Here is a 19,213-nt window from a genome sequence, read left to right on the forward strand (position 1 = left end):
TGTGGGATTCCGCTTTCGTTGCGCCCATCGTGGGCCCAGGAACGGAAAACGGCCTCCGCCCCCGCGGAAGCCGTACCGGAGAAGCAGAGGTCAGAACCAGCCGCGGCGCTGGGCCATCTGGTGGAGGCCGTTGTTGAGGGCCTGCTCGGCCGCGCCGAGGTCGCCGTTGAGGGGGACCGTGAAGCGGTTGTAGGTGTCATGGCTGGAGCTCATGAAGCCGCCGCGCTTGTCGGCCTCCAGGATGACGTCCATCGAGTGGGGGTTGGTGATGAAGGTCAGCTCCAGGGCGTTGAAGTGGCGGCTCCACTGGGGGCCGGCGTAGTACTCGATCTCCTGGAAGAACGGCATGCGGGAGCCCTGGAGGGTGCCGCGCTCGAGGTCGGCCTTGCTGAACCGGAAGCCCTGGCGGTCGAGCGCCATGATCAGGTGCTCCTGGATGGGGAGCGGGGTGACGAACAGCGGGTCGAGGTCACCCTTGTCGAGGGCGCCGGCGAGGGCGAGCTCGGTCTTCACGCCGAGCTTCATGCCGCGCAGCGGGTGGCCGCCGATGGCGCTGATCGGGGTCTCCCACGGGACCGGGATCTGGAAGGGCGCGGAGTGGCGGGCGCCGGCGGTCAGGTGGAACGGGCCGGCCACCTGCTGGCGCAGGAAGCTGTAGTTGGCGTTGTACTCGTTGTCACCGCTCTCGACCTCGACGACGGCCGTGAAGTCGATGAAGATGCCCTCGACGTTGTAGTCGCTGCCGCCGCCCACGAAGTTGACCTGGCCGGAGAGGGTCTCGCCGGGACGGACGGTCGAGGTTGCGAGGACGGTGTCGACCTCTACGCCGGCCCCGAAGGCGGCCATGAGCTTGCGGAAGACCATTTCAGGAGGCTCCTACTGAATTGTGACGGTTGATCGCTCTAACGGCCGGTTCGTGCCGCCGGGTTCCCCAACCTGGTGCGAACGTAACCTAACGAGGCTGACTTGCCGCCCGCTTGCAAACGGGTGACCCCGGAATTGTCGGTGGGGGAGCGTAGGTTATGGAGGCGTGAGGCCGGTAACAGATTTGCAGCGCAAGGTGGCGCCCTTCCAGGTCGTCACAGAGATGTCGCCGTCCGGTGACCAGCCGTCGGCCATCGCCGACCTTGAGCGCCGGGTGAGCGCGGGTGACAAGGACACCGTCGTCCTCGGCGCGACCGGAACCGGTAAGACCGCGACCGTGGCCTGGCTGGTCGAGAGGCTCCAGCGGCCCGCCCTGGTGATGCAGCCCAACAAGACGCTCGCGGCCCAGTTCGCCAACGAGCTGCGCGAGATGCTGCCCAACAACGCGGTCGAATACTTCGTCAGCTACTACGACTACTACCAGCCCGAGGCGTACGTTCCGCAGAGCGACACCTACATCGAGAAGGACTCCTCGATCAACGAGGAGGTCGAGCGGCTGCGCCACTCGGCGACCAACTCGCTGCTGACCCGCCGCGACACGATCGTGGTGGCGTCGGTGTCGTGCATCTACGGCCTGGGCACCCCGCAGGAATACGTCGACCGCATGCTGCGCCTGAAGGTCGGCCAGGAGATCGAGCGCGACCGCCTGCTCCGCCGCCTGGTCGACATGCAGTACGCCCGCAACGACCTGGCCTTCACCCGGGGCACGTTCCGGGTCCGCGGCGACACGATCGAGATCATTCCTCAGTACGAGGAGCTCGCCGTCCGCATCGAGATGTTCGGCGACGAGGTCGAGAAGCTCGCCACGCTCCACCCGCTGACGGGCGAGGTGATCACCGAAGACGACGAGCTCTACATCTTCCCGGCCTCCCACTACGTGGCCGGTCCCGAGCGCATGGAGCGCGCGATCAACGGCATCGAGGCCGAGTTGTCGGGGCGGCTGGCCGAGCTGGAGGGCCAGAACAAGCTGCTGGAGGCCCAGCGGCTGCGCATGCGCACGACCTACGACATCGAGATGATGCGCCAGATCGGCTCGTGCTCCGGCATCGAGAACTACTCCCGCCACATCGACGGCCGTGAGGCCGGCACGGCGCCCTACACCCTGCTCGACTACTTCCCCGAAGACTTCCTGCTGGTCTTGGACGAGTCCCACCAGACCGTCCCGCAGATCGGCGCGATGTACGAGGGCGACGCCTCCCGCAAGCGCACCCTGGTCGACCACGGGTTCCGCCTGCCGTCGGCGATGGACAACCGCCCGCTGAAGTGGGAGGAGTTCCTCGACCGCATCGGCCAGACGGTCTACCTGTCGGCCACGCCGGGCCCCTACGAGATGGGCCGGTCGAAGGGCGAGTTCGTCGAGCTGGTCATCCGCCCGACGGGCCTGGTCGACCCCGAGGTCGTGATCAAGCCGACGAAGGGCCAGATCGACGACCTGATGGAGGAGATCCGCGCCCGCGCCGAGCGCGACGAGCGGGTCCTGGTCACCACGCTGACCAAGAAGATGTCCGAAGACCTGACCGACTACCTGCTCGAGAACGGCATCCGGGTCCGCTACCTGCACAGCGAGGTCGACACGCTGCGGCGCATCGAGCTGCTGCGCGAGCTGCGGGTGGGTGAGTTCGACGTCCTGGTCGGCATCAACCTGCTCCGCGAGGGCCTCGACCTGCCCGAGGTCTCGCTGGTGGCCATCCTCGACGCCGACAAGGAGGGCTTCCTCCGGTCGGAGACGTCCCTGATCCAGACGATCGGCCGCGCGGCCAGAAACGTCTCGGGCCAGGTCCACATGTACGCCGACAAGATCACCCCCAGCATGGAACGGGCGATCGACGAGACCAACCGGCGCCGGGCCAAGCAGATCGCCTACAACGAGGCGGCCGGCATCGACCCCCAGCCGCTCCGCAAGAAGATCGCCGACATCCTCGACTCGCTCAACCGCGAAGACGCCGACACCGCCGAACTCCTGGGCGGCGGCGGCCGCCAGCAGTCGCGTGGCAAGGCGCCGGTGCCGGGCCTGAAGTCCCGTCAAGCGGGTCAGCACGCCAAGGCGATCGTGGGCGACATGCCCCGTGCGCAGCTCGAATCCCTGGTCGAGTCGCTGACCGAACAGATGCACGCGGCAGCGGCCGACCTGCAGTTCGAGGTCGCAGCGCGGTTGCGCGACGAGATCAAGGAACTCAAGCGCGAGGTCCGCGACATGAAGACGGCGGGGGTCGGGTGATCTGAGCGCGGGCGGGCGTTAGTCAGACGGGGTGAGCGCCACGCGGCCGAACTAAAGCAACCGTGCCCGATGGCATGGCCGTCATAGTTCGGTCGTGCGCACCCTGTTCCTGCCGGCTGGGTGGCCGGGGTTTAGCGCCCCTGCGAAATTTGATTTGGGAGCTGGGGTAAGGCGGATCGGGCATGGCATGGCCGTGATCGTTCGGTCGTGCGCACCCGGCCCCCGTCGGCTGCGCGGCGGGGATTCAGCCGCCTGGCGCATTTGGTGCGAGGGCTGGGGTGAGGCGGATCGGGCATGGCATGGTGGTCATTGTTCGGTCGTGCGCACACAGTCCTTGGCGGCTGGGTGGCGGGGGTCCGACGCGCCGGGCGCATGTGATGCGGGAGCTGGAGTGAGGCGGGTCGGGCATCACATGGCCGTGATCGTTCGGCCGCGCGCACCCGGTCCTTGGCGGCTGCGCGGCGGGGGTCTGGCGCATCTGGTGCGGGAGCTCGGGTGAGGCGGGTCGGGCATGACGTGGCCGTCATCGTTCGGTCGCGCGCACTCGGTCCCAGGTGCGCTTGGCACGTCTGATGTGGGAGTTGGGATGAGGCGGGTCGACTACGACCGGGAGCAGTATCGCGACTACGCGCGGGGCCGGGCGCTGACCGGGCGGCAGCGGCGGGTGTGGCTCGATGCCTTCTCGGCGGTGTTGCCGCAGCGGCGGCCGTTGGACGGGCTCGACGTCGGCTCGGGCACCGGGCGGTTCACGCCCGCGTTGGCCGAGGAGTTCGGGCCGGTCATCGGGGTCGATCCGTCGGTGCGGATGCGGGAGGTCGCGCAGGAGTTGTCGCGGCATCCCGATGTGCGTTATCTGGCGGGTTCCGCCGAAGACCTGCCGGTGGAGTCCGGCAGTGCCGACTACGCGCTCATGTTCCTGTCCTGGCACCACGTCCAGGAGAAGCGGCGGGCGGCGCGGGAGCTGGCGCGGGTGCTCCGGCCGGGCGGGCGGTTGTTACTTCGGGCGAACTTCAGCGATCACCATCCCCGCCCGTGGTGGCTGGAGCACTTCGACCGGGGCTTCGAGATCGACGCCGCCCTGTTCCAGCCGCTCCACGAGGTCATCGAGATCTTCACGTCGGCCGGGTGGCGGGTGGCGAGCTTCGGGACCGTCGTCCAGCCGTCGTCCGGCACCCGTGAGGAGGTGCTCCAGAGGCTGCGGCTGCGTACCTTGTCCTTCTTCGCCCAGTTGGGCCCTCAGGAGCTGGAGGAGGGCTTTGAGCGGCTCGAGAGGGCCGTGGCGGCCGATCCCGGGGCGCCGGCGCCGGAGTTCTCCGACACGCTGCTCACTCTCGAGCGGCCCGCGACGCCTTCGCCAGGGCCCGGTTCCGCCTGAAACGGGAGGCTTTGCGCAGGGCTGCCCAGCCGATTGCGATCATCGCCGCCAGGAAGACCAGCACCAGCACGGGCAGGAACACCGCCACGAGGCTGAGCGACAACGAGCCGGCGTCCTCCACGGTGCTCACGACGGGCGCTCCGACGCCCGCTGTGGTGGCGTTCACCACCGGGCGGGTGCCCGACTTCACGAGGTGGACGATCAGCGCCGTCACGATGCCCAGGATCCAGCCGACCGCCGGGTGCTCGGCCATCCAGGTCGAGTTGTCGAGCTGGGAGGCCGCCGAGGTCGCGCTGAAGACCACGCCGCCGGCCGCGGGGCGGACCGCGGTCTGGATCATGTCGTTCACGTGGTCGACGACCGGGACCTTGTCCAGGACGAACTCGGCCAGTAACAGCACGCCGATGATGCCGAGCACCCAGCCGTTCGACAACCAGGCGTACTCGGACGGCAGCCGTACCGCGTCGGTCACGTTGGCGAGCACGCCGACGACCATGAGCGGGATGTAGGCGTTCAGGCCGGCCGCCGTGGAGAGCCCCAGGCCGGTCAGTGTCGCGAACACAGCAGATCGTCCTCCCTTCGAGGGGACAACGACCCACTATTACGAAATATCCCCGGAACTTCCCGCGATCCGCATCAACCGGACCTCCGGCGCGACCCAGCCCTCCTCGGGGGAGTACTGCCGCACGATCTTGGCGGGCACCCCCGCGATCACGCAGTGGTCCGGGAACTCGCCCCTGACCACCGCCCCACCGGCCACGACGCACTGGCGGCCGATCGTGGTGCCGGGCAGCACGATGGCCCCGGTGCCGAGCCAGGAGCCCGCGCCGATGCTGACCGGATTGTTACGCGGCCACTGGCGTCCGACCGGGATCTCCGGGTCGTCGTAGACGTGGTTCTGGTCGGTGATGTAGACGTACGGGCCGGTGAAGACGTGGTCGCCGATGTCGATCGAGTGGTGGCCGACGATGTGGCTGCCGCGGCCGATCGAGCAGGAGCCGCCGATGCGGACGAGGGAGTCGGGGCCGAGGTCCACGCCCGGGCCCATCCCGGCCGAGATGGAGACCCGTTCGCCGATCAGGGTGTGGTCGCCGATCTCGATCCACTGCTCGCCGAAGATGGCTCCGACCGGGAACGCGATGCAGACGCCGTCGCCCAGTTTGCGGAACCGGTAGCCGGCCGGGGAGAGGGGGGTGAGGGCCCCGGCCTCGCGGATGTACGCCCACATCCGGTGGATCAGACGGCCCATCAACCGTTGCCGCATCGACATAACGGATCAAGTTACCTTCTTGTGAAATCCCCGCCTATGGCGGGTTCCCGCACGTGGGTGAGCTGGGGACACCAGGATTTGATAGGCTCGAAGCCCGTGGACATGGCCGACACTTTTTCGGACCACGGGAGACCCCTTGCGCAACGCCGTTAGCACCAAACATCTGTTCGTCACCGGCGGCGTCGCCTCCAGCCTCGGCAAGGGCCTCACGGCCTCGAGTCTCGGCCGGCTGCTCAAGCTCCGTGGCCTTCGCGTGACGATGCAGAAACTCGACCCCTACCTGAACGTCGACCCCGGAACGATGAACCCGTTCCAGCACGGTGAAGTCTTCGTCACCGACGACGGAGCGGAGACCGACCTCGACGTCGGCCATTATGAACGTTTCCTCGACACCGAGTTGCACGGTTCGGCGAACGTCACGACCGGACAGGTCTACTCCAACGTGATCGCCAAGGAGCGGCGCGGGGAGTACCTGGGCGACACCGTCCAGGTGATCCCGCACATCACGAACGAGATCAAAGACCGCATCCGCGGCATGGCCGGCCCCGACGTCGACGTCGTCATCACCGAGGTCGGCGGCACCGTCGGCGACATCGAGTCGCTGCCCTTCCTCGAGGCCGTACGCCAGGTGCGCCACGAGGTGGGCCGCGACAACGTCTTCTTCCTGCACGTCTCGCTGCTGCCCTACATCGGGCCCAGCGGCGAGCTGAAGACCAAGCCGACCCAGCACTCCGTCGCCGCGCTGCGCAGCATCGGCATCCAGCCCGACGCGATCGTGTGCCGATCAGACCGGCCGATCACGACCTCGCTCAAGCGCAAGATCAGCCTGATGTGCGACGTCGACGAGGACGCGGTCGTCTCGGCCGTCGACGCCCCCTCGATCTACGACATCCCCAAGGTGCTGCACGCCGAGGGCCTCGACGCCTACGTCGTGCGCCGCCTGGGCCTGCCGTTCCGCGACGTCGAGTGGACCGAGTGGGACCAGCTCCTCAAGCGGGTGCACAAGCCGTCGAAGGAGGCCACCATCGCGCTGGTCGGCAAGTACGTCGACCTGCCCGACGCCTACCTGTCGGTCACCGAGGCCCTGCGCGCGGGCGGCTTCGCCAACGACGCCCGCGTCAACATCCGGTGGGTGACCAGCGACGACTGCCAGACCCCCGAGGGGGCGGCCCGCGAGCTCGACGGCGTCGACGGGGTGCTCATCCCCGGCGGCTTCGGCGTGCGCGGCATCGAGGGCAAGATCGGCGCGATCCGGCACGCCCGCGAGAACAAGATCCCGCTGCTCGGCATCTGCCTGGGCATGCAGGGCATGGTCATCGAGGCGGCCCGCAACCTGGCCGGCATCGAGGAGGCCAACAGCGCCGAGTTCGACCCCGACGTCAAGCACCCGGTCATCTCGACGATGGCCGACCAGGAGGACGTCGTCGCCGGCGAGCGCGACATGGGCGGCACGATGCGCCTGGGCATGTACACCGCCAAGCTCGGCGAGGGCTCGCTGGCCCGCCAGCTCTACGGCAAGGCCAAGGCCGACGAGCGCCACCGCCACCGCTACGAGGTCAACAACGCCTACCGCGAGCGCCTGGAGAAGGTCGGCGTGGTCTTCTCGGGCCTGTCGCCCGACGGCCGCCTGGTCGAATACGCCGAGCTGGCCTCCGACCTGCACCCGTTCTTCATCGGCACGCAGGCGCACCCCGAGTTCCGCTCGCGCCCGACCCGCGCCCACCCGCTGTTCCGCGGGCTGATCGCGGCCTCGATCGCGCGCGCCGAGGGCGGCGCCAAGGCGGTGAAGGCCAAGTGACCGTGGCCGACGTGCGCGAGCGGTGGGAGGTCACCGCCTCGCGCGAGCGGTTCTCGGCCCGGATCATCTCGGCCGTGACCGACACGGTCGTCATGCCGGGCGGCGAGACCGCCGACCGCGACTACGTGAAGCACCCCGGTTCGGTGGCCGTGGCCGCGGTCGACGACGCCGGGCGGGTGCTGCTGCTGCGGCAGTACCGCCACCCCGTCCAGCGGCTGCTGTGGGAGCTGCCGGCGGGCATCCGCGACGTGCCGGGGGAGCCGCTGGTCGACTGCGCGGCGCGCGAGCTGGCCGAGGAGGCCGGATACCGCGCCCGGACCTGGCACACCCTGGTCGACCTCTACACCTCGCCGGGCATGAGCGACGAGCGCATCCGCGTCTTCCTGGCCAGGGATCTGGAAAGGATTCCTGACGAAGAGAACACCTACGTCCGGCATCACGAAGAGATCGACATGCCGGTGGAATGGGTACCTCTGGACGAAGCGGTAGAGAAGGCGCTGGCCGGAATGATCCACAATTCCCCCGCCATCGCCGGTATTCTCGCCGCGTACGCCGCATCCTCCGACGACTACAAGGGCCTGCGGGCCGCGAGCGCGCCGGAGGCCTGAACCAGGGGACCTACGCTGAGCTCGCCGGAAGCCGTACTCACCAGCTACCTCGCCCACCTGGCGGTGGAGCGGGGCCTTTCGGCGAACACGCTGGCCTCATACCGCCGTGACCTGCGTCGTTACGTCGACCATCTGACCGCCCGCGGCCTGGTCGCCATCGGCCAGGTCGCCGAGTCCGACGTGGTGGCGTTCCTGGCCGCGCTGCGGGAGGGCGACGACGATCATCCGGCCCTGGTCGCCAGTTCGGCGGCCAGGGCCGTCTCGGCGGTCAGGGGGCTCCACCGGTTCGCGCTGCGCGAGGGCGTCTCGGGGCACGACCCGGCCAACCAGGTGCGGCCCCCGCGCACGCTGCGGCGGCTGCCGAAGGCGATCACCGTCGACGACGTGGAGCGCCTCATCGCCGCGTCGGGTCCCGACGAGTCCCCCCTGACGTTCCGGAACCGGGCCCTGCTCGAGGTCCTGTACGGAACCGGCGCCCGCATCTCCGAAGCGGTGGGCCTGGCCGTCGACGACATCGCCGCGGCCTCCCAGGTGGTGCTGCGCGGCAAGGGCGGCACCACCAGGATCGTCCCGCTGGGCCGCTACGCCCGCTCGGCCCTCGACGCCTACCTCGTGCGCGCGCGTCCCCAGATCGCCTCTCACGGCCGGGGGACCCCGGCTCTGTTCCTGAACGCCCGGGGCGGCCGGCTGACCCGTCAGGGCGCCTGGGAGGTCCTCCAGTCGGCGGCCGACCGGGCCGGCCTGTCGGGGGTGTCGCCCCACATGCTGCGCCACTCGTTCGCCACCCACCTGCTCGACGGCGGCGCCGACGTCAGGGTGGTGCAGGAACTGCTCGGCCACGCCTCGGTGACCACCACCCAGGTTTACACGCTCGTGACGGTCGACAAGCTCAGAGAGGTGTACGCCGCCGCGCATCCCCGTGCCCGCAGGTGATTCAGTTCCGTTACCCTGGCTTTGCTTGGGCGCGGCGCCTTGCCGCATACGTGACTACCCTCTAGATTCGGTCCGATTCGGGACCGTCAGGGAGGATCAACAGGTGACTGCGACCACAGACGAGACGTGGACCGCGGGGAACCCGGGTGCCCTGGGTCCGACCGGGCGCCCCCGCCCCGTCTTCCCCGAGCCGCCGGTGCCCGAGAACCACGGCCCGGCGCGGGTCGTCGCCATGGTGAACCAGAAGGGCGGCGTCGGCAAGACGACCACCACCATCAACCTCGGCGCCGCGTTAGCCGAGGTCGGGCAGAAGGTGCTGCTGGTCGACTTCGACCCGCAGGGCGCCCTGTCGGTGGGCCTGGGCATCGACCCCCGCCCGCTCGAGACGACGATCTACGACCTCCTGATGGAGGAGCCCGACGTCACCGCCGAAGACGTGCTGCTCGGCACCAGCGTCGAGGGCATGGACCTGCTCCCCAGCAACATCTTCCTGTCCGGCGCGGAGATCCGGCTGGTCAACGAGGTCGCCCGGGAATACGCCCTCCAGCGCAGCCTGGAGCCCCTGCTCCCGTACTACGACATTTGCCTGATCGACTGCCAGCCCTCACTCGGCCTGCTGACGGTCAACGCGCTGACCTGCGCCCACAGCGTCATGATCCCCCTGGAGTGCGAGTTCTTCGCGCTGCGCGGCGTGGCCCTGCTGATGGAGTCGATCTCCAAGGTCCAGGAGCGCCTCAACAAGAACCTCGAGATAGACGGCCTCCTCGCCACCATGTACGACCCCCGCACCCTCCACGCCCGCGAGGTGCTGGCCACGATCATGCAGGGTTTCGGCGACAAGGTCTTCCACACGGTCATCAACCGCACCGTGCGCTTCCCCGACGCGACCCTGGCCGGTGAGCCGATCACCCAGTTCGACCCGGGTTCGATGGGCGCCACCGCCTACCGCGAGCTGGCCCGCGAGGTGCTGGCCCGCTGGCCCGCGCGCCTGTAGAGCGCGGCCGTCGCGAACACGCGGGACAATGGCTCGGTGACCGAGCCGGAGACCACCGCGCCAGCCGAAGGGTTCCACGTCCACCTTGAGGTGTTCGAGGGGCCCTTCGACCTGCTTCTCGGGCTGATCGCCAAGCACAAGCTCGACATCACCGAGGTCTCGCTCAGCAAGGTCACCGACGAGTTCATCTCCTACATCCGCTCGCGCGGGCCCGAATGGGACCTCGACCAGACCAGCCACTTCCTGCTGGTCGCGGCCACCCTGCTCGACCTCAAGGCGGCCCGGCTGCTGCCGACCGGCGAGGTGGAGGACGAGGAGGACCTCGCCCTCCTGGAGGCCCGTGACCTGCTGTTCGCGCGGTTGCTGCAGTACCGGGCGTACAAGGAGGTGGCGAAGATCTTCTCCGGCCGGATGGCCGAGGAGGCGCTGCGGTTCCCGCGCCTGGTGCCGCTGGAGCCCGCGTTCGCGAACCTGCTGCCCGAGCTGGTGCTCGGGATCGGGCCCGAACGGCTGGCCGAGATCGCCCGCCGGGCGTTCACGCCGAAGCTGCCGCCGACCGTTTCGATCACCCACATGTACCAACCACTCGCCTCGGTACGCGAACAGGCCGCTATCCTGGTCGAGCGGTTGCGCCGGGCGGGCACCGCGACGTTCCGGGCGCTGACCTCCGACTGCGCCGGCCCTTTCGAAGTGGTGGCGAGGTTCCTCGCCGTCCTCGAACTGTTCCGCGAGGCGGCGGTCTCCTTCGAGCAGGCCGAGCCGCTGGGAGACCTCTACGTGACCTGGACCGGAACCGCCGACGGCACCGTGCTCGTCGGCGACGACTACGACGAGACCCGACAGGGGGAGACCGATGTCTGAGCTGACGATGGGCCTCGAGGCCATCCTGCTCGTCGTCGACGAACCCGTCGCGGAGATCACCCTCGCGCAGGTGCTCGAACGGCCGACCGCCGAGATCGCGGCCGCCCTGCGCGACCTGTCGGCGGAATACACCTCCGCCGGGAGGGGTTTTGACCTGAGAGAGGTCGCCGGAGGATGGCGCCTCTACACCCGCGCCGAATGCGCCCCCCTGGTGGAGCGGTTCGTGCGCGACGGCCAGCAGGCGCGGCTGACCCAGGCCGCGCTCGAGACCCTCGCCGTGGTCGCCTACCGGCAGCCCGTCAGCCGGGCCCGCGTGGCGGCGATCCGCGGCGTCAACAGCGACGGCGTCATGCGCACGCTCGCCGCCCGCGGCCTCGTCGAAGAGGCCGGGACCGACCCGGAGAGCCAGGCCGTGCTCTACCGGACCACCAGCTACTTCCTGGAGAGGCTGGGCCTGCGGGAGCTGTCGGAGCTCCCCGAACTGGCGCCCTTCCTCCCCGACGACGTTGACACCCTTGAGGAGCAACCCAAGTGAACAAGCGCAGCACCCCGTCCGGTGATGGACGCGGTCGAGGCAACTCCTTCCGCGCGGGCCGATCAGGCTCCCGCGGCACCGGCTCGGGCGGCCCCGCCAAACGCGGCGGCTTCGGCGGCGGCTCGTCGGGCGGCGGCTCCGGCTCCCGCGACGACCGCGCCCCGCGCGGCGACAGGAGTTACGGATCCCGCGACGACCGGGCCTCCCGCGCCCCGCGCGAGGACCGAGGCTACGGCTCGCGCGACGACCGCCCCCAGCGTTCCTCCCGCGACGACAACCCCCGCTCCGACCGCCCCTACGGCGACCGGCCCCAGCGCTCCTACGGCGACGACCGCCCCGCCCGCTCCTACGGCGACCGCCCGCAGCGGCCCGGCGGTTCTTACGGCGACCGCCCCCAGCGTTCTGGCGGTTCTTACGGTGACCGGCCCCAGCGGTCCGGTGGATCTTCTTACGGTGACCGCCCGCAGCGTTCTGGCGGTTCCTACGGTGACCGCCCGCAGCGTTCTGGCGGTTCTTACGGCGACCGGCCTCAGCGGTCCGGCAGTTCCTACGGTGACCGGCCTCAGCGGTCCGGCGGGTCTTTCGGTGACCGCCCGCAGCGGCCCTCCGGCGATGACCGCCCCAGCCGTTCCTTCGGCGACCGGCCCCAGCGCTCCTATGGCGACGACCGCCCGCAGCGTTCTTACGGCGACCGGCCCCAGCGGTCTTACGGCGACGACCGTCCCGCGCGTTCCTTCGGGGACCGCCCGCAGCGGCCCGCCCGTGACGACCGTCCCGGCGGCTTCCGGTCGGACCGCCCCTCCGGCGGTGACCGGCCCCAGCGCTCCTACGGCGACGACCGCCCTGCCCGCTCCTTCGGCGACCGGCCGCAGCGGCCTGGCGGTTCTTACGGCGACCGGCCCCAGCGGTCTGGTGGATCTTCTTACGGTGACCGCCCGCAGCGGTCTGGCGGATCTTACGGCGACCGGCCCCAGCGTTCTGGCGGGTCCTTCGGCGATCGGCCGCAGCGGTCCTCCCGTGACGACCGGCCCGAGCGGTCGTTCGAATCGCGTGACGACCGGGGCAACCCCGCCGCCAAGGGCTCCCGGGCGCGGTTCGGCAAGGTCGAGCGGCCCATGCGGGCCGATCGGGGCGGGCGTCGTGACGACGTACAGACCGTTGGGAAGCCGGCGCGGCCCAAGGCCCAGCCCTTCAAGACGTCGGCCCAGCCGAAGCGGGACCCCGACTTCTGGGAGCCCGGTTACCAGGACGAGCGCGACACCACCGAGATCCCCGGCGGCGAGCGGCTGCAGAAGGTGCTCGCGCAGGCGGGCGTCGCCTCGCGGCGCGCGTGCGAGGACATGATCGGTGAGGGGCGCGTCACCGTCGACGGGCAGGTGGTCCGGCGGTTCGGGGCGCGGGTCGACCCGGCCAAGCAGGTCATCCACGTCGACGGCAAGCGCATCCCCACCGCGCCCGACCTCGTCTACTACGCCCTCAACAAGCCCATCGGCGTCGTCTCCACGATGGAGGACCCGGAGGGACGGCCGTGCCTGGCGGACTTCGTCCAGGAACTGGCTCCGCGGCTGTTCCACGTGGGGCGGCTCGACACCGAGACCGAGGGGCTGCTGCTGCTCACCAACGACGGCGAGCTGGCCCACCGGCTGACGCACCCGAGCTACGGGGTGCCGAAGAAGTACTGGGCGAAGGTGCCCGGCCCGGTCCCGCGGGACCTGCACCGGACCCTGCGCAAGGGCGTCGAGCTGGAGGACGGGCTCGCCAAGGTCGACTCGTTCACGATCGTGCAGGAGCACGGTCAGCAGGCGCTCGTCGAGGTCGTGCTCCATGAGGGACGCAAGCACATCGTGCGCCGCCTGCTGGAGGAGACCGGGCACCGCGTGATCGACCTGGCTCGCATCGAGTTCGGGCCGGTCAAGCTCGGCCGGCTCAAGCCGGGTACGATCCGGGCGCTCAGCCTGCACGAAGTCGGCGAGCTCTACGCATCGGTCAAGCTGTAGCCTTTGCGGACGATCAGATAGGAGTCAGGCATATGGTCAGGGCGGTCCGCGGCGCGATCCAGGTTGACGGGAACGACCGTGAGTCGATCATCTCGGGAACCACCGAGCTGGTCACCGAAGTGATGGAGCGAAACCGGCTCACCACCGACGAGGTGATCAGCGTGATCTTCACCGCGACACCCGACCTGACCGCCGAGTTCCCCGCTCTGGCCGCCCGTAAGCTGGGATTCCACGACGTGCCGCTGCTCTGCGCGTCGGAGATCGGCGTCCCGGGCGCGCTGCCCCGCGTGGTGCGGCTGATGGCCCACGTCGCCGTCGACCGCCCGCGCCAGGAGATCCACCACGTCTACCTGCGCGGCGCGGTCGCGCTGCGGGTCGACATCGCTCAATAGATCACCGAGGAAATCCATGACCGAGGGTGGCTCACTCAGCAGTGCTCTGGTCGTCGGCACGGGCCTCATCGGCACGTCGCTGGCGCTGGCGCTGCGCCGCCGTGACATCAGGGTGCTGCTGACCGACCGCGACCCGGGGGCCGTACGGCTGGCCAGCGAACTGGGCGCCGGTGAACCCTGGGACGGCGGCGAGCGGGCCGACATCGCGGTCATCGCGGTGCCGCCGCAGTTCGTCGCCGACCAGCTGCTCGAACTGCAGAAGAACGAGGCGGCCCGGTTCTACACCGACGTGGCCAGCGTGAAGGCCCTGCCGATCGCGCAGGCCGCGGTGCTCGGGTGCGACCTGTCGGTCTTCGTCGCGGGCCATCCGCTGGCGGGGCGGGAGAAGTCCGGCCCCGGCGCGGCCCGCCACGACCTGTTCCTCGGCCGCCCGTGGGCGTTGTGCCCGACGATCGAGTCGAGTCCGCGCACCCGGGAGGCGGTGGCCGAGCTCGTCGCCCTGTGCGGTGGGAACGCCGTCACCATCGGGGCCCAGGAGCACGACCGGGCCGTGGCGGTGATCTCCCACGCCCCCCACGTGGCGGCGGCGGCGGTGGCCGCCCGGCTGGCCGACGCGCCCGAGACGGCGCTCGGCCTCAGCGGCCAGGGCGTCCGCGACGTGACCCGGATCGCGGCCGGCGATCCCGCCCTGTGGACGGGCATCCTGTCCGGGAACGCCGCCCCCGTGGCGGAGGTCCTGGAGGCGGTCGCCGACGATCTCAAGGTGGCGGCGCGGTCGCTGCGCGAGTTCGCGATCGACGGCACCTCGATGGAGGAGGTCATCGACCTGCTCCAGCGGGGCGTGGCCGGCACCGGCCGCATCCCCGGCAAGCACGGCGGGCCCGCGCGCACCTACGCGGTGGTCCAGGTGGTCATCGGCGACCGTCCCGGCGAGCTGGCGCGGTTGTTCCAGGTGGCCGAGCAGGCCGGGGTCAGCATCGAGGACGTCCGGCTGGAGCACGTGCCCGGTCTGCCCCTGGGCGCGGTGGAGCTGTCGGTGCAGCCGGAGGCGGCCGAGATCTTCGCGACCGCGCTGCGGGCGCAGGGCTGGCAGCTGCAGGGCTGACCGCGAAGGCTGTCGGGGCCGGGTCCGCGCCCCGGTAGCCTTTCTGAGGTCGCAACACATACGAGAACAGGGGAGTGGACCGTGCCGGGTCTGGTCGTCGCCATGGACGGGCCTTCGGGGTCGGGCAAGTCGAGCGCGTCCCGCGGGGTGGCCCGTGCGCTGGGCCTGCGTTACCTCGACACGGGGGCGATGTACCGGGCGCTCACCTGGTGGGTGCTCGACCAGGGCATCGACCTGACCGACGCCGAGGCCATCGCGGCGCGGGCCGTCGAGCCGGCGCTGGAGATGTCCACCGACCCCGGGAACCCCGGTGTCACAATCGACGGGATCGACGTCAACGGCCCGATCCGGGAGGCGACCGTGACCGGCGCCGTCTCGGCCGTCGCCGCGGTCCCCGAGGTCCGGGCCCACCTGGTCGCCCTCCAGCGCGCGCTGATCGCCGCGACCCCCGAGGGCATGGTCGTCGAGGGCCGTGACATCGGCACCGTCGTCGCCCCCCAGGCCCCCGTCAAGATCTACCTGACCGCCAGCGCCGAGGCCCGCGCGCGCCGGCGCAACGCCGAGCTGACCGGGTCGACCGTCGAGGCGCAGGTGGCCGACATGGCCCGCCGCGACACGCTCGACTCCACCCGCAAGGCCGACCCGCTGACCATGGCCGCCGACGCGGTCGAGGTCGACACCACTGAGCTGGGGCTCGACGAGGTGATCGCCGAGATCCTGCGGCTCGTGAAGGAGCGCGCCCCGATCGAGGCGCGCTGACAGGAGGAATGCCGCGATGAGCGCGGAGTACGACGACGACGGCTGGATCGAGGCCGAACTGGCCACCCTCGACGTCGAGGGAGGCCACGACGACGAGCCCGATTCGGGTCCGCTGCCCGTCGTGGCGGTGGTGGGTCGCCCCAACGTGGGCAAGTCGACCCTGGTCAACCGCATCATCGGCCGCCGGGAGGCGGTCGTCGAAGACGTCCCCGGCGTGACCCGCGACCGGGTCACCTACGACGCCAACTGGCGGGGGCGCCGGTTCACGCTGGTCGACACCGGCGGGTGGGACCCCGACGCGACCGGCATGGCGCTGAAGATCGCCGAGCAGGCGCAGATCGCGGCCGAGCTGGCCGACGTGATCCTGTTCGTGGTCGACGCCACGGTCGGCATCACCGACTCCGACGAGGCCGTCGGCGGGGTGCTCCGCAAGGCGGGCAAGCCGGTCGTGCTGGCCGCCAACAAGGTCGACAACCAGCTCCAGGAGCTGGAGGCCAACGAACTGTGGTCGCTCGGCCTCGGGCAGCCCTACCCGGTGTCGGCCCTGCACGGCCGCTCCAGCGGCGACCTGCTCGACGTGGTGCTCGACGCGCTGCCTGAGACCCCGCCGCTGAAGTTCGGCGAGCAGCGCGGCCCGCGCCGGGTGGCCCTGCTGGGCAAGCCCAACGTGGGCAAGTCGTCGCTGCTCAACCGGGTCGCCGGTGAGGAGCGGGTGCTGGTCGACCCGATGGCGGGCACCACCCGCGACCCGGTCGACGAGCTGATCGAGCTCGGCGGGGTGCCGTGGCGCTTCATCGACACCGCCGGCATCCGGCGGCGCGACCGCGAGCTCAAGGGCGCCGACTTCTACGCCGCCATGCGCACCCGCGCCGCCCTGGAGCGGGCCGAGGTGGCGATCGTGCTGATCGACGCCTCCGAGGTGCTGACCGAGCAGGACCTGCGCATCATCGGGCTGGTCATCGAGTCGGGCCGGGCCATGGTCGTGGCGTTCAACAAGTGGGACCTGGTCGACGAAGACCGGCGCTACTACCTGGAGAAGGAGATCGAGCGCCAGCTCGTCCGCACCCCGTGGGCGCTGCGCGTGAACATCTCCGCCAAGACCGGGCGCCACGTCGAGAAGCTGGTGCCGGCGCTGGAGCGGGCGATCGACTCGTGGACGACCCGGGTGCCGACCGCCCGGCTCAACCAGTTCCTCACCGAGCTGGTGCAGGCGACGCCGCCGCCCGTGCGGGGCGGCAAGCAGCCGAAGATCCTGTTCGCCACCCAGGCCGCGACCGAGCCGCCGAAGTTCGTGCTGTTCACCTCGGGCTTCCTGGAGGAGACGTACCGGCGCTTCATCGAGCGGCGGCTGCGCGAGGAGTTCGGCTTCGAGGGCTCCCCGATCGAGGTGACGATGAAGATCAGGGAGAAGCGCAAGAAGTAGACCGCCGGCGGGGCCGCGCCTTCGGGCGCGGCCCTTCGTCGTCACAGGCGGCTGTGATGGTGGTGCCAGCCCTACCATCGGTCGGGTGTACGCGGGATCGTGAGGAAAGCCGCCGATTTCTAGGTTGATGGGCATGAGAACACATCTGCGCCGCCTGGCCGCCGACACCGGCTACCTGATGCTGGGCTTCCCCCTGGCGACGGTCGCGTTCTGCCTGATGGTCGCCGGGCTCTCGGCCGGGGCCGGGACCGTCGTCGTCGGCGTCGGGGTGGCCGTCCTGGCCGTCACCCTGCTCATCGCCCGCCTGTTCGGCGACCTCGAACGGGGTCGCATCGCGCTGGTCCTGGAGCGGCCGGTGCCGCGGCCGCGTTACCCGGCGCCGCCGGTGGGCGCGGGCTGGATCCGCCGCCTGGTCAACCCGATGCTGACCCCGCAGTCGTGGCTCGACGTGCTGCACCAGGTGATCGTCTTCCCGATCGCGGTCGCGACGTTCTGCGTGACGACCGCGATGTGGGGGCTGGTGCTGGGCGGGGTGACCTATCCCATCTGGGGCTGGTTCACCCAGCAGATTCCCGGCAACGTGGAACTGCCCGAGTTGCTCGGCTTCAGCGGGACCTACCTGTCCAACACCTTGTTCTACGCGGTGCTCGGCGTCTTCGCGACGCTGGTGCTGTTCCCGGTGATCCGCTTCATGGCGATGTTGCAGGCCAACCTCGGCCGGACGCTGCTCAGCGGCATGGCCGAGCTGCAGGGCCGCATCGACGACCTCACCGAGGGCCGGCACGCCGCCGCCCACGCCGAGGCCGACGCGCTGCGCCGCCTGGAGCGGGACATCCACGACGGCCCGCAGCAGCGGCTCGTCCACCTGGCGATGGAGTTGTCGCGGGCCCAGCGGCTGCTGGAGCGCGACGCCGCGGCCGCCTCGACGACGATCGGGCAGGCGATCACCGCCACCCGGGAGACGCTCGACGAGCTGCGCGCCCTGTCGCGGGGCATCGCGCCGCCGATCCTGGCCGACCGGGGGCTCAACCCGGCGCTGTCGGCGCTGGCGGCCCGCTGCACCGTGCCGGTCGAGCTCGACGTCCGGATCGAGGAGCGGTTCGCGGCGCTGGTCGAGAACACCGTCTACTTCGTCACCGCCGAGGCGCTCACCAACGTCGCCAAGCATAGCCGGGCCACCCTGTGCCGGGTCATGCTCGACCGCACGGGCGACTCGCTGCTGCTGACCATCGGCGACGACGGAGTCGGCGGCGCCCATGTCGCCAAGGGCCACGGGTTGTCCGGTCTGGCCGACCGGCTGCGCGCGGTCGACGGCGAGTTGTCCGTTCAGTCCCCCGTGGGGGGACCGACCCTGATCGTGGCGGAGGTTCCGTGCGGGTAGTGGTGGCCGACGACGCCGTGCTCATCCGGGAGGGTCTGGTACGCCTCCTCGAGGAGTTCGGTTGTGAGGTGGTCGCGACGGTGGGGACGGGCGATGAGCTCGTGTCCGCCGTCGCGGCGCATCGGCCTGACGTGTCCGTGGTCGACGTGCGCATGCCGCCGACCTTCACCGACGAGGGCCTGCGCGCCGCCGTGGCGGCCCGCAAGGAGGTGCCCGGGGCGCCGGTCCTCATCCTGTCGCAGTACGTCGAGGTCTCCTACGCCGACGACCTGCTCGCCGACGCCCGGGGCGGGGTCGGCTACCTGCTGAAGGACCGCGTCGTCGACGTCGAGGAGTTCCTGGCCGGGCTGCGCCGCGTCGCCTCCGGCGGCACCGTCTTCGACCCGCAGGTGATCTCCCAGCTGATGGTCCGGCGGCGGCGCGACGACCCGGTGGCGCTGCTGACGCCCCGGGAGCGCGAGGTGCTGGCCCTGATGGCCGAGGGCCGCTCCAACCCGGCGATCGGCCGCCACCTGGTGGTGAGCGAGGGCGCGGTGGAGAAGCACATCCGCTCGATCTTCGCCAAGCTCGGCCTGTACGCCGACGACGCCGACCAGCACCGCCGCGTGCTGGCGGTGCTGGCCTTCCTGCGGTCGTGAGC

General features: G+C 70.6%; 18 protein-coding genes. 15 read left to right on the forward strand and 3 right to left on the reverse strand.

The features are described from left to right. Nucleotides 1-90 precede the first annotated feature (90 nt). A complete protein-coding gene (locus AW274_RS15855; RefSeq protein WP_062432264.1) occupies nucleotides 91-864 on the reverse strand; it encodes a sporulation protein in 774 nt (257 codons plus the stop codon). 166 nt (nucleotides 865-1,030) lie between these two features. On the opposite strand from AW274_RS15855, the gene uvrB reads away from it, so the two are divergent. Together uvrB and AW274_RS15865 are read left to right on the forward strand one after the other, a co-directional pair. Continuing rightward, nucleotides 1,031-3,142, forward strand: a complete 2,112-nt coding sequence (gene uvrB / locus AW274_RS15860; RefSeq protein WP_062432267.1) for an excinuclease ABC subunit UvrB — start codon at nucleotides 1,031-1,033, stop codon at nucleotides 3,140-3,142. A gap of 586 nt (nucleotides 3,143-3,728) precedes the next feature. Further along, the gene (locus AW274_RS15865) at nucleotides 3,729-4,517 is read left to right on the forward strand and encodes a class I SAM-dependent methyltransferase (RefSeq protein WP_062432270.1); all 789 of its coding nucleotides are present in this window, start codon (nucleotides 3,729-3,731) and stop codon (nucleotides 4,515-4,517) included. Here the strand turns inward: AW274_RS15865 and AW274_RS15870 are convergent. Further along, nucleotides 4,468-5,079, reverse strand: coding sequence for a DUF4126 domain-containing protein (locus AW274_RS15870; RefSeq protein WP_062432273.1), 612 nt, complete (start codon nucleotides 5,077-5,079; stop codon nucleotides 4,468-4,470). The genes AW274_RS15865 and AW274_RS15870 overlap by 50 nt on opposite strands. 39 nt (nucleotides 5,080-5,118) lie before the next feature. Continuing rightward, a complete protein-coding gene (locus AW274_RS15875) occupies nucleotides 5,119-5,781 on the reverse strand; it encodes an acyltransferase (protein ID WP_369408639.1) in 663 nt (220 codons plus the stop codon). Between the two features lie 142 nt (nucleotides 5,782-5,923). Between AW274_RS15875 and pyrG the strand changes: the two genes are divergently transcribed. The 13 genes from pyrG to AW274_RS15940 all read left to right on the forward strand — a co-directional run bounded on the left by pyrG (nucleotide 5,924) and on the right by AW274_RS15940 (nucleotide 19,211). After that, on the forward strand, nucleotides 5,924-7,585 hold the full coding sequence (gene pyrG, locus AW274_RS15880) for a CTP synthase (RefSeq protein ID WP_062432279.1): 1,662 nt from the start codon (nucleotides 5,924-5,926) through the stop codon (nucleotides 7,583-7,585). Next, a complete protein-coding gene (locus tag AW274_RS15885) occupies nucleotides 7,582-8,193 on the forward strand; it encodes an NUDIX domain-containing protein (RefSeq protein WP_062330233.1) in 612 nt (203 codons plus the stop codon). The genes pyrG and AW274_RS15885 overlap by 4 nt, the downstream gene beginning before the upstream one ends. 15 nt (nucleotides 8,194-8,208) lie before the next feature. Continuing rightward, the gene (locus tag AW274_RS15890; RefSeq protein WP_062432282.1) at nucleotides 8,209-9,126 is read left to right on the forward strand and encodes a site-specific tyrosine recombinase XerD; all 918 of its coding nucleotides are present in this window, start codon (nucleotides 8,209-8,211) and stop codon (nucleotides 9,124-9,126) included. 103 nt (nucleotides 9,127-9,229) lie between these two features. Next, a complete protein-coding gene (locus AW274_RS15895; protein WP_062432285.1) occupies nucleotides 9,230-10,120 on the forward strand; it encodes a ParA family protein in 891 nt (296 codons plus the stop codon). 36 nt (nucleotides 10,121-10,156) lie between these two features. After that, entirely contained in the window at nucleotides 10,157-10,981 is an 825-nt protein-coding gene (locus tag AW274_RS15900; protein WP_062432288.1) for a segregation and condensation protein A, read from the forward strand. Beyond that, complete coding sequence (gene scpB / locus AW274_RS15905) at nucleotides 10,974-11,516, forward strand: SMC-Scp complex subunit ScpB (RefSeq protein ID WP_062330240.1); 543 nt, start codon at nucleotides 10,974-10,976, stop codon at nucleotides 11,514-11,516. The genes AW274_RS15900 and scpB overlap by 8 nt, the downstream gene beginning before the upstream one ends. Further along, on the forward strand, nucleotides 11,513-13,513 hold the full coding sequence (locus AW274_RS39235; protein WP_083974350.1) for a pseudouridine synthase: 2,001 nt from the start codon (nucleotides 11,513-11,515) through the stop codon (nucleotides 13,511-13,513). Before scpB ends, AW274_RS39235 begins: the two co-directional genes overlap by 4 nt. 32 nt (nucleotides 13,514-13,545) lie before the next feature. Beyond that, nucleotides 13,546-13,905, forward strand: coding sequence for a chorismate mutase (gene aroH, locus AW274_RS15915; RefSeq protein WP_062432291.1), 360 nt, complete (start codon nucleotides 13,546-13,548; stop codon nucleotides 13,903-13,905). A 16-nt stretch (nucleotides 13,906-13,921) separates the two neighbouring features. Continuing rightward, nucleotides 13,922-15,010, forward strand: coding sequence for a prephenate dehydrogenase (locus AW274_RS15920; RefSeq protein ID WP_062432294.1), 1,089 nt, complete (start codon nucleotides 13,922-13,924; stop codon nucleotides 15,008-15,010). A gap of 81 nt (nucleotides 15,011-15,091) precedes the next feature. Then, on the forward strand, nucleotides 15,092-15,769 hold the full coding sequence (gene cmk / locus AW274_RS15925; RefSeq protein ID WP_232320138.1) for a (d)CMP kinase: 678 nt from the start codon (nucleotides 15,092-15,094) through the stop codon (nucleotides 15,767-15,769). A 16-nt stretch (nucleotides 15,770-15,785) separates the two neighbouring features. Further along, nucleotides 15,786-17,192 carry a ribosome biogenesis GTPase Der gene (gene der / locus AW274_RS15930; protein WP_083974352.1) on the forward strand — a complete coding sequence of 469 codons (1,407 nt, stop codon included), beginning with the start codon at nucleotides 15,786-15,788 and terminating at the stop codon, nucleotides 17,190-17,192. Between the two features lie 133 nt (nucleotides 17,193-17,325). Next, nucleotides 17,326-18,573, forward strand: a complete 1,248-nt coding sequence (locus AW274_RS15935; protein WP_062432297.1) for a sensor histidine kinase — start codon at nucleotides 17,326-17,328, stop codon at nucleotides 18,571-18,573. Next, nucleotides 18,564-19,211: a response regulator transcription factor gene (locus tag AW274_RS15940; protein WP_062432300.1), complete on the forward strand. Its 648-nt coding sequence runs from the start codon at nucleotides 18,564-18,566 to the stop codon at nucleotides 19,209-19,211. The genes AW274_RS15935 and AW274_RS15940 overlap by 10 nt, the downstream gene beginning before the upstream one ends. Nucleotides 19,212-19,213: the final 2 nt, after the last annotated feature.

Origin of the sequence: Herbidospora daliensis (genome assembly GCF_001570585.1) — a bacterium.
Classification (GTDB): Bacteria; Actinomycetota; Actinomycetes; order Streptosporangiales; family Streptosporangiaceae; genus Herbidospora; species Herbidospora daliensis.

Excerpts from the sequence above, each read along its gene's own strand:
- AW274_RS15855 (WP_062432264.1), bottom strand. The coding sequence starts at position 864 with ATGGTCTTCCGCAAGCTCATGGCCGCCTTCGGGGCCGGCGTAGAGGTC.
- AW274_RS15865 (WP_062432270.1), top strand. The coding sequence starts at position 3,729 with ATGAGGCGGGTCGACTACGACCGGGAGCAGTATCGCGACTACGCGCGG.
- AW274_RS15875 (WP_369408639.1), bottom strand. The coding sequence starts at position 5,781 with ATGCGGCAACGGTTGATGGGCCGTCTGATCCACCGGATGTGGGCGTAC.
- scpB (WP_062330240.1), top strand. The coding sequence starts at position 10,974 with ATGTCTGAGCTGACGATGGGCCTCGAGGCCATCCTGCTCGTCGTCGAC.
- aroH (WP_062432291.1), top strand. The coding sequence starts at position 13,546 with ATGGTCAGGGCGGTCCGCGGCGCGATCCAGGTTGACGGGAACGACCGT.
- AW274_RS15920 (WP_062432294.1), top strand. The coding sequence starts at position 13,922 with ATGACCGAGGGTGGCTCACTCAGCAGTGCTCTGGTCGTCGGCACGGGC.
- der (WP_083974352.1), top strand. The coding sequence starts at position 15,786 with ATGAGCGCGGAGTACGACGACGACGGCTGGATCGAGGCCGAACTGGCC.
- AW274_RS15935 (WP_062432297.1), top strand. The coding sequence starts at position 17,326 with ATGAGAACACATCTGCGCCGCCTGGCCGCCGACACCGGCTACCTGATG.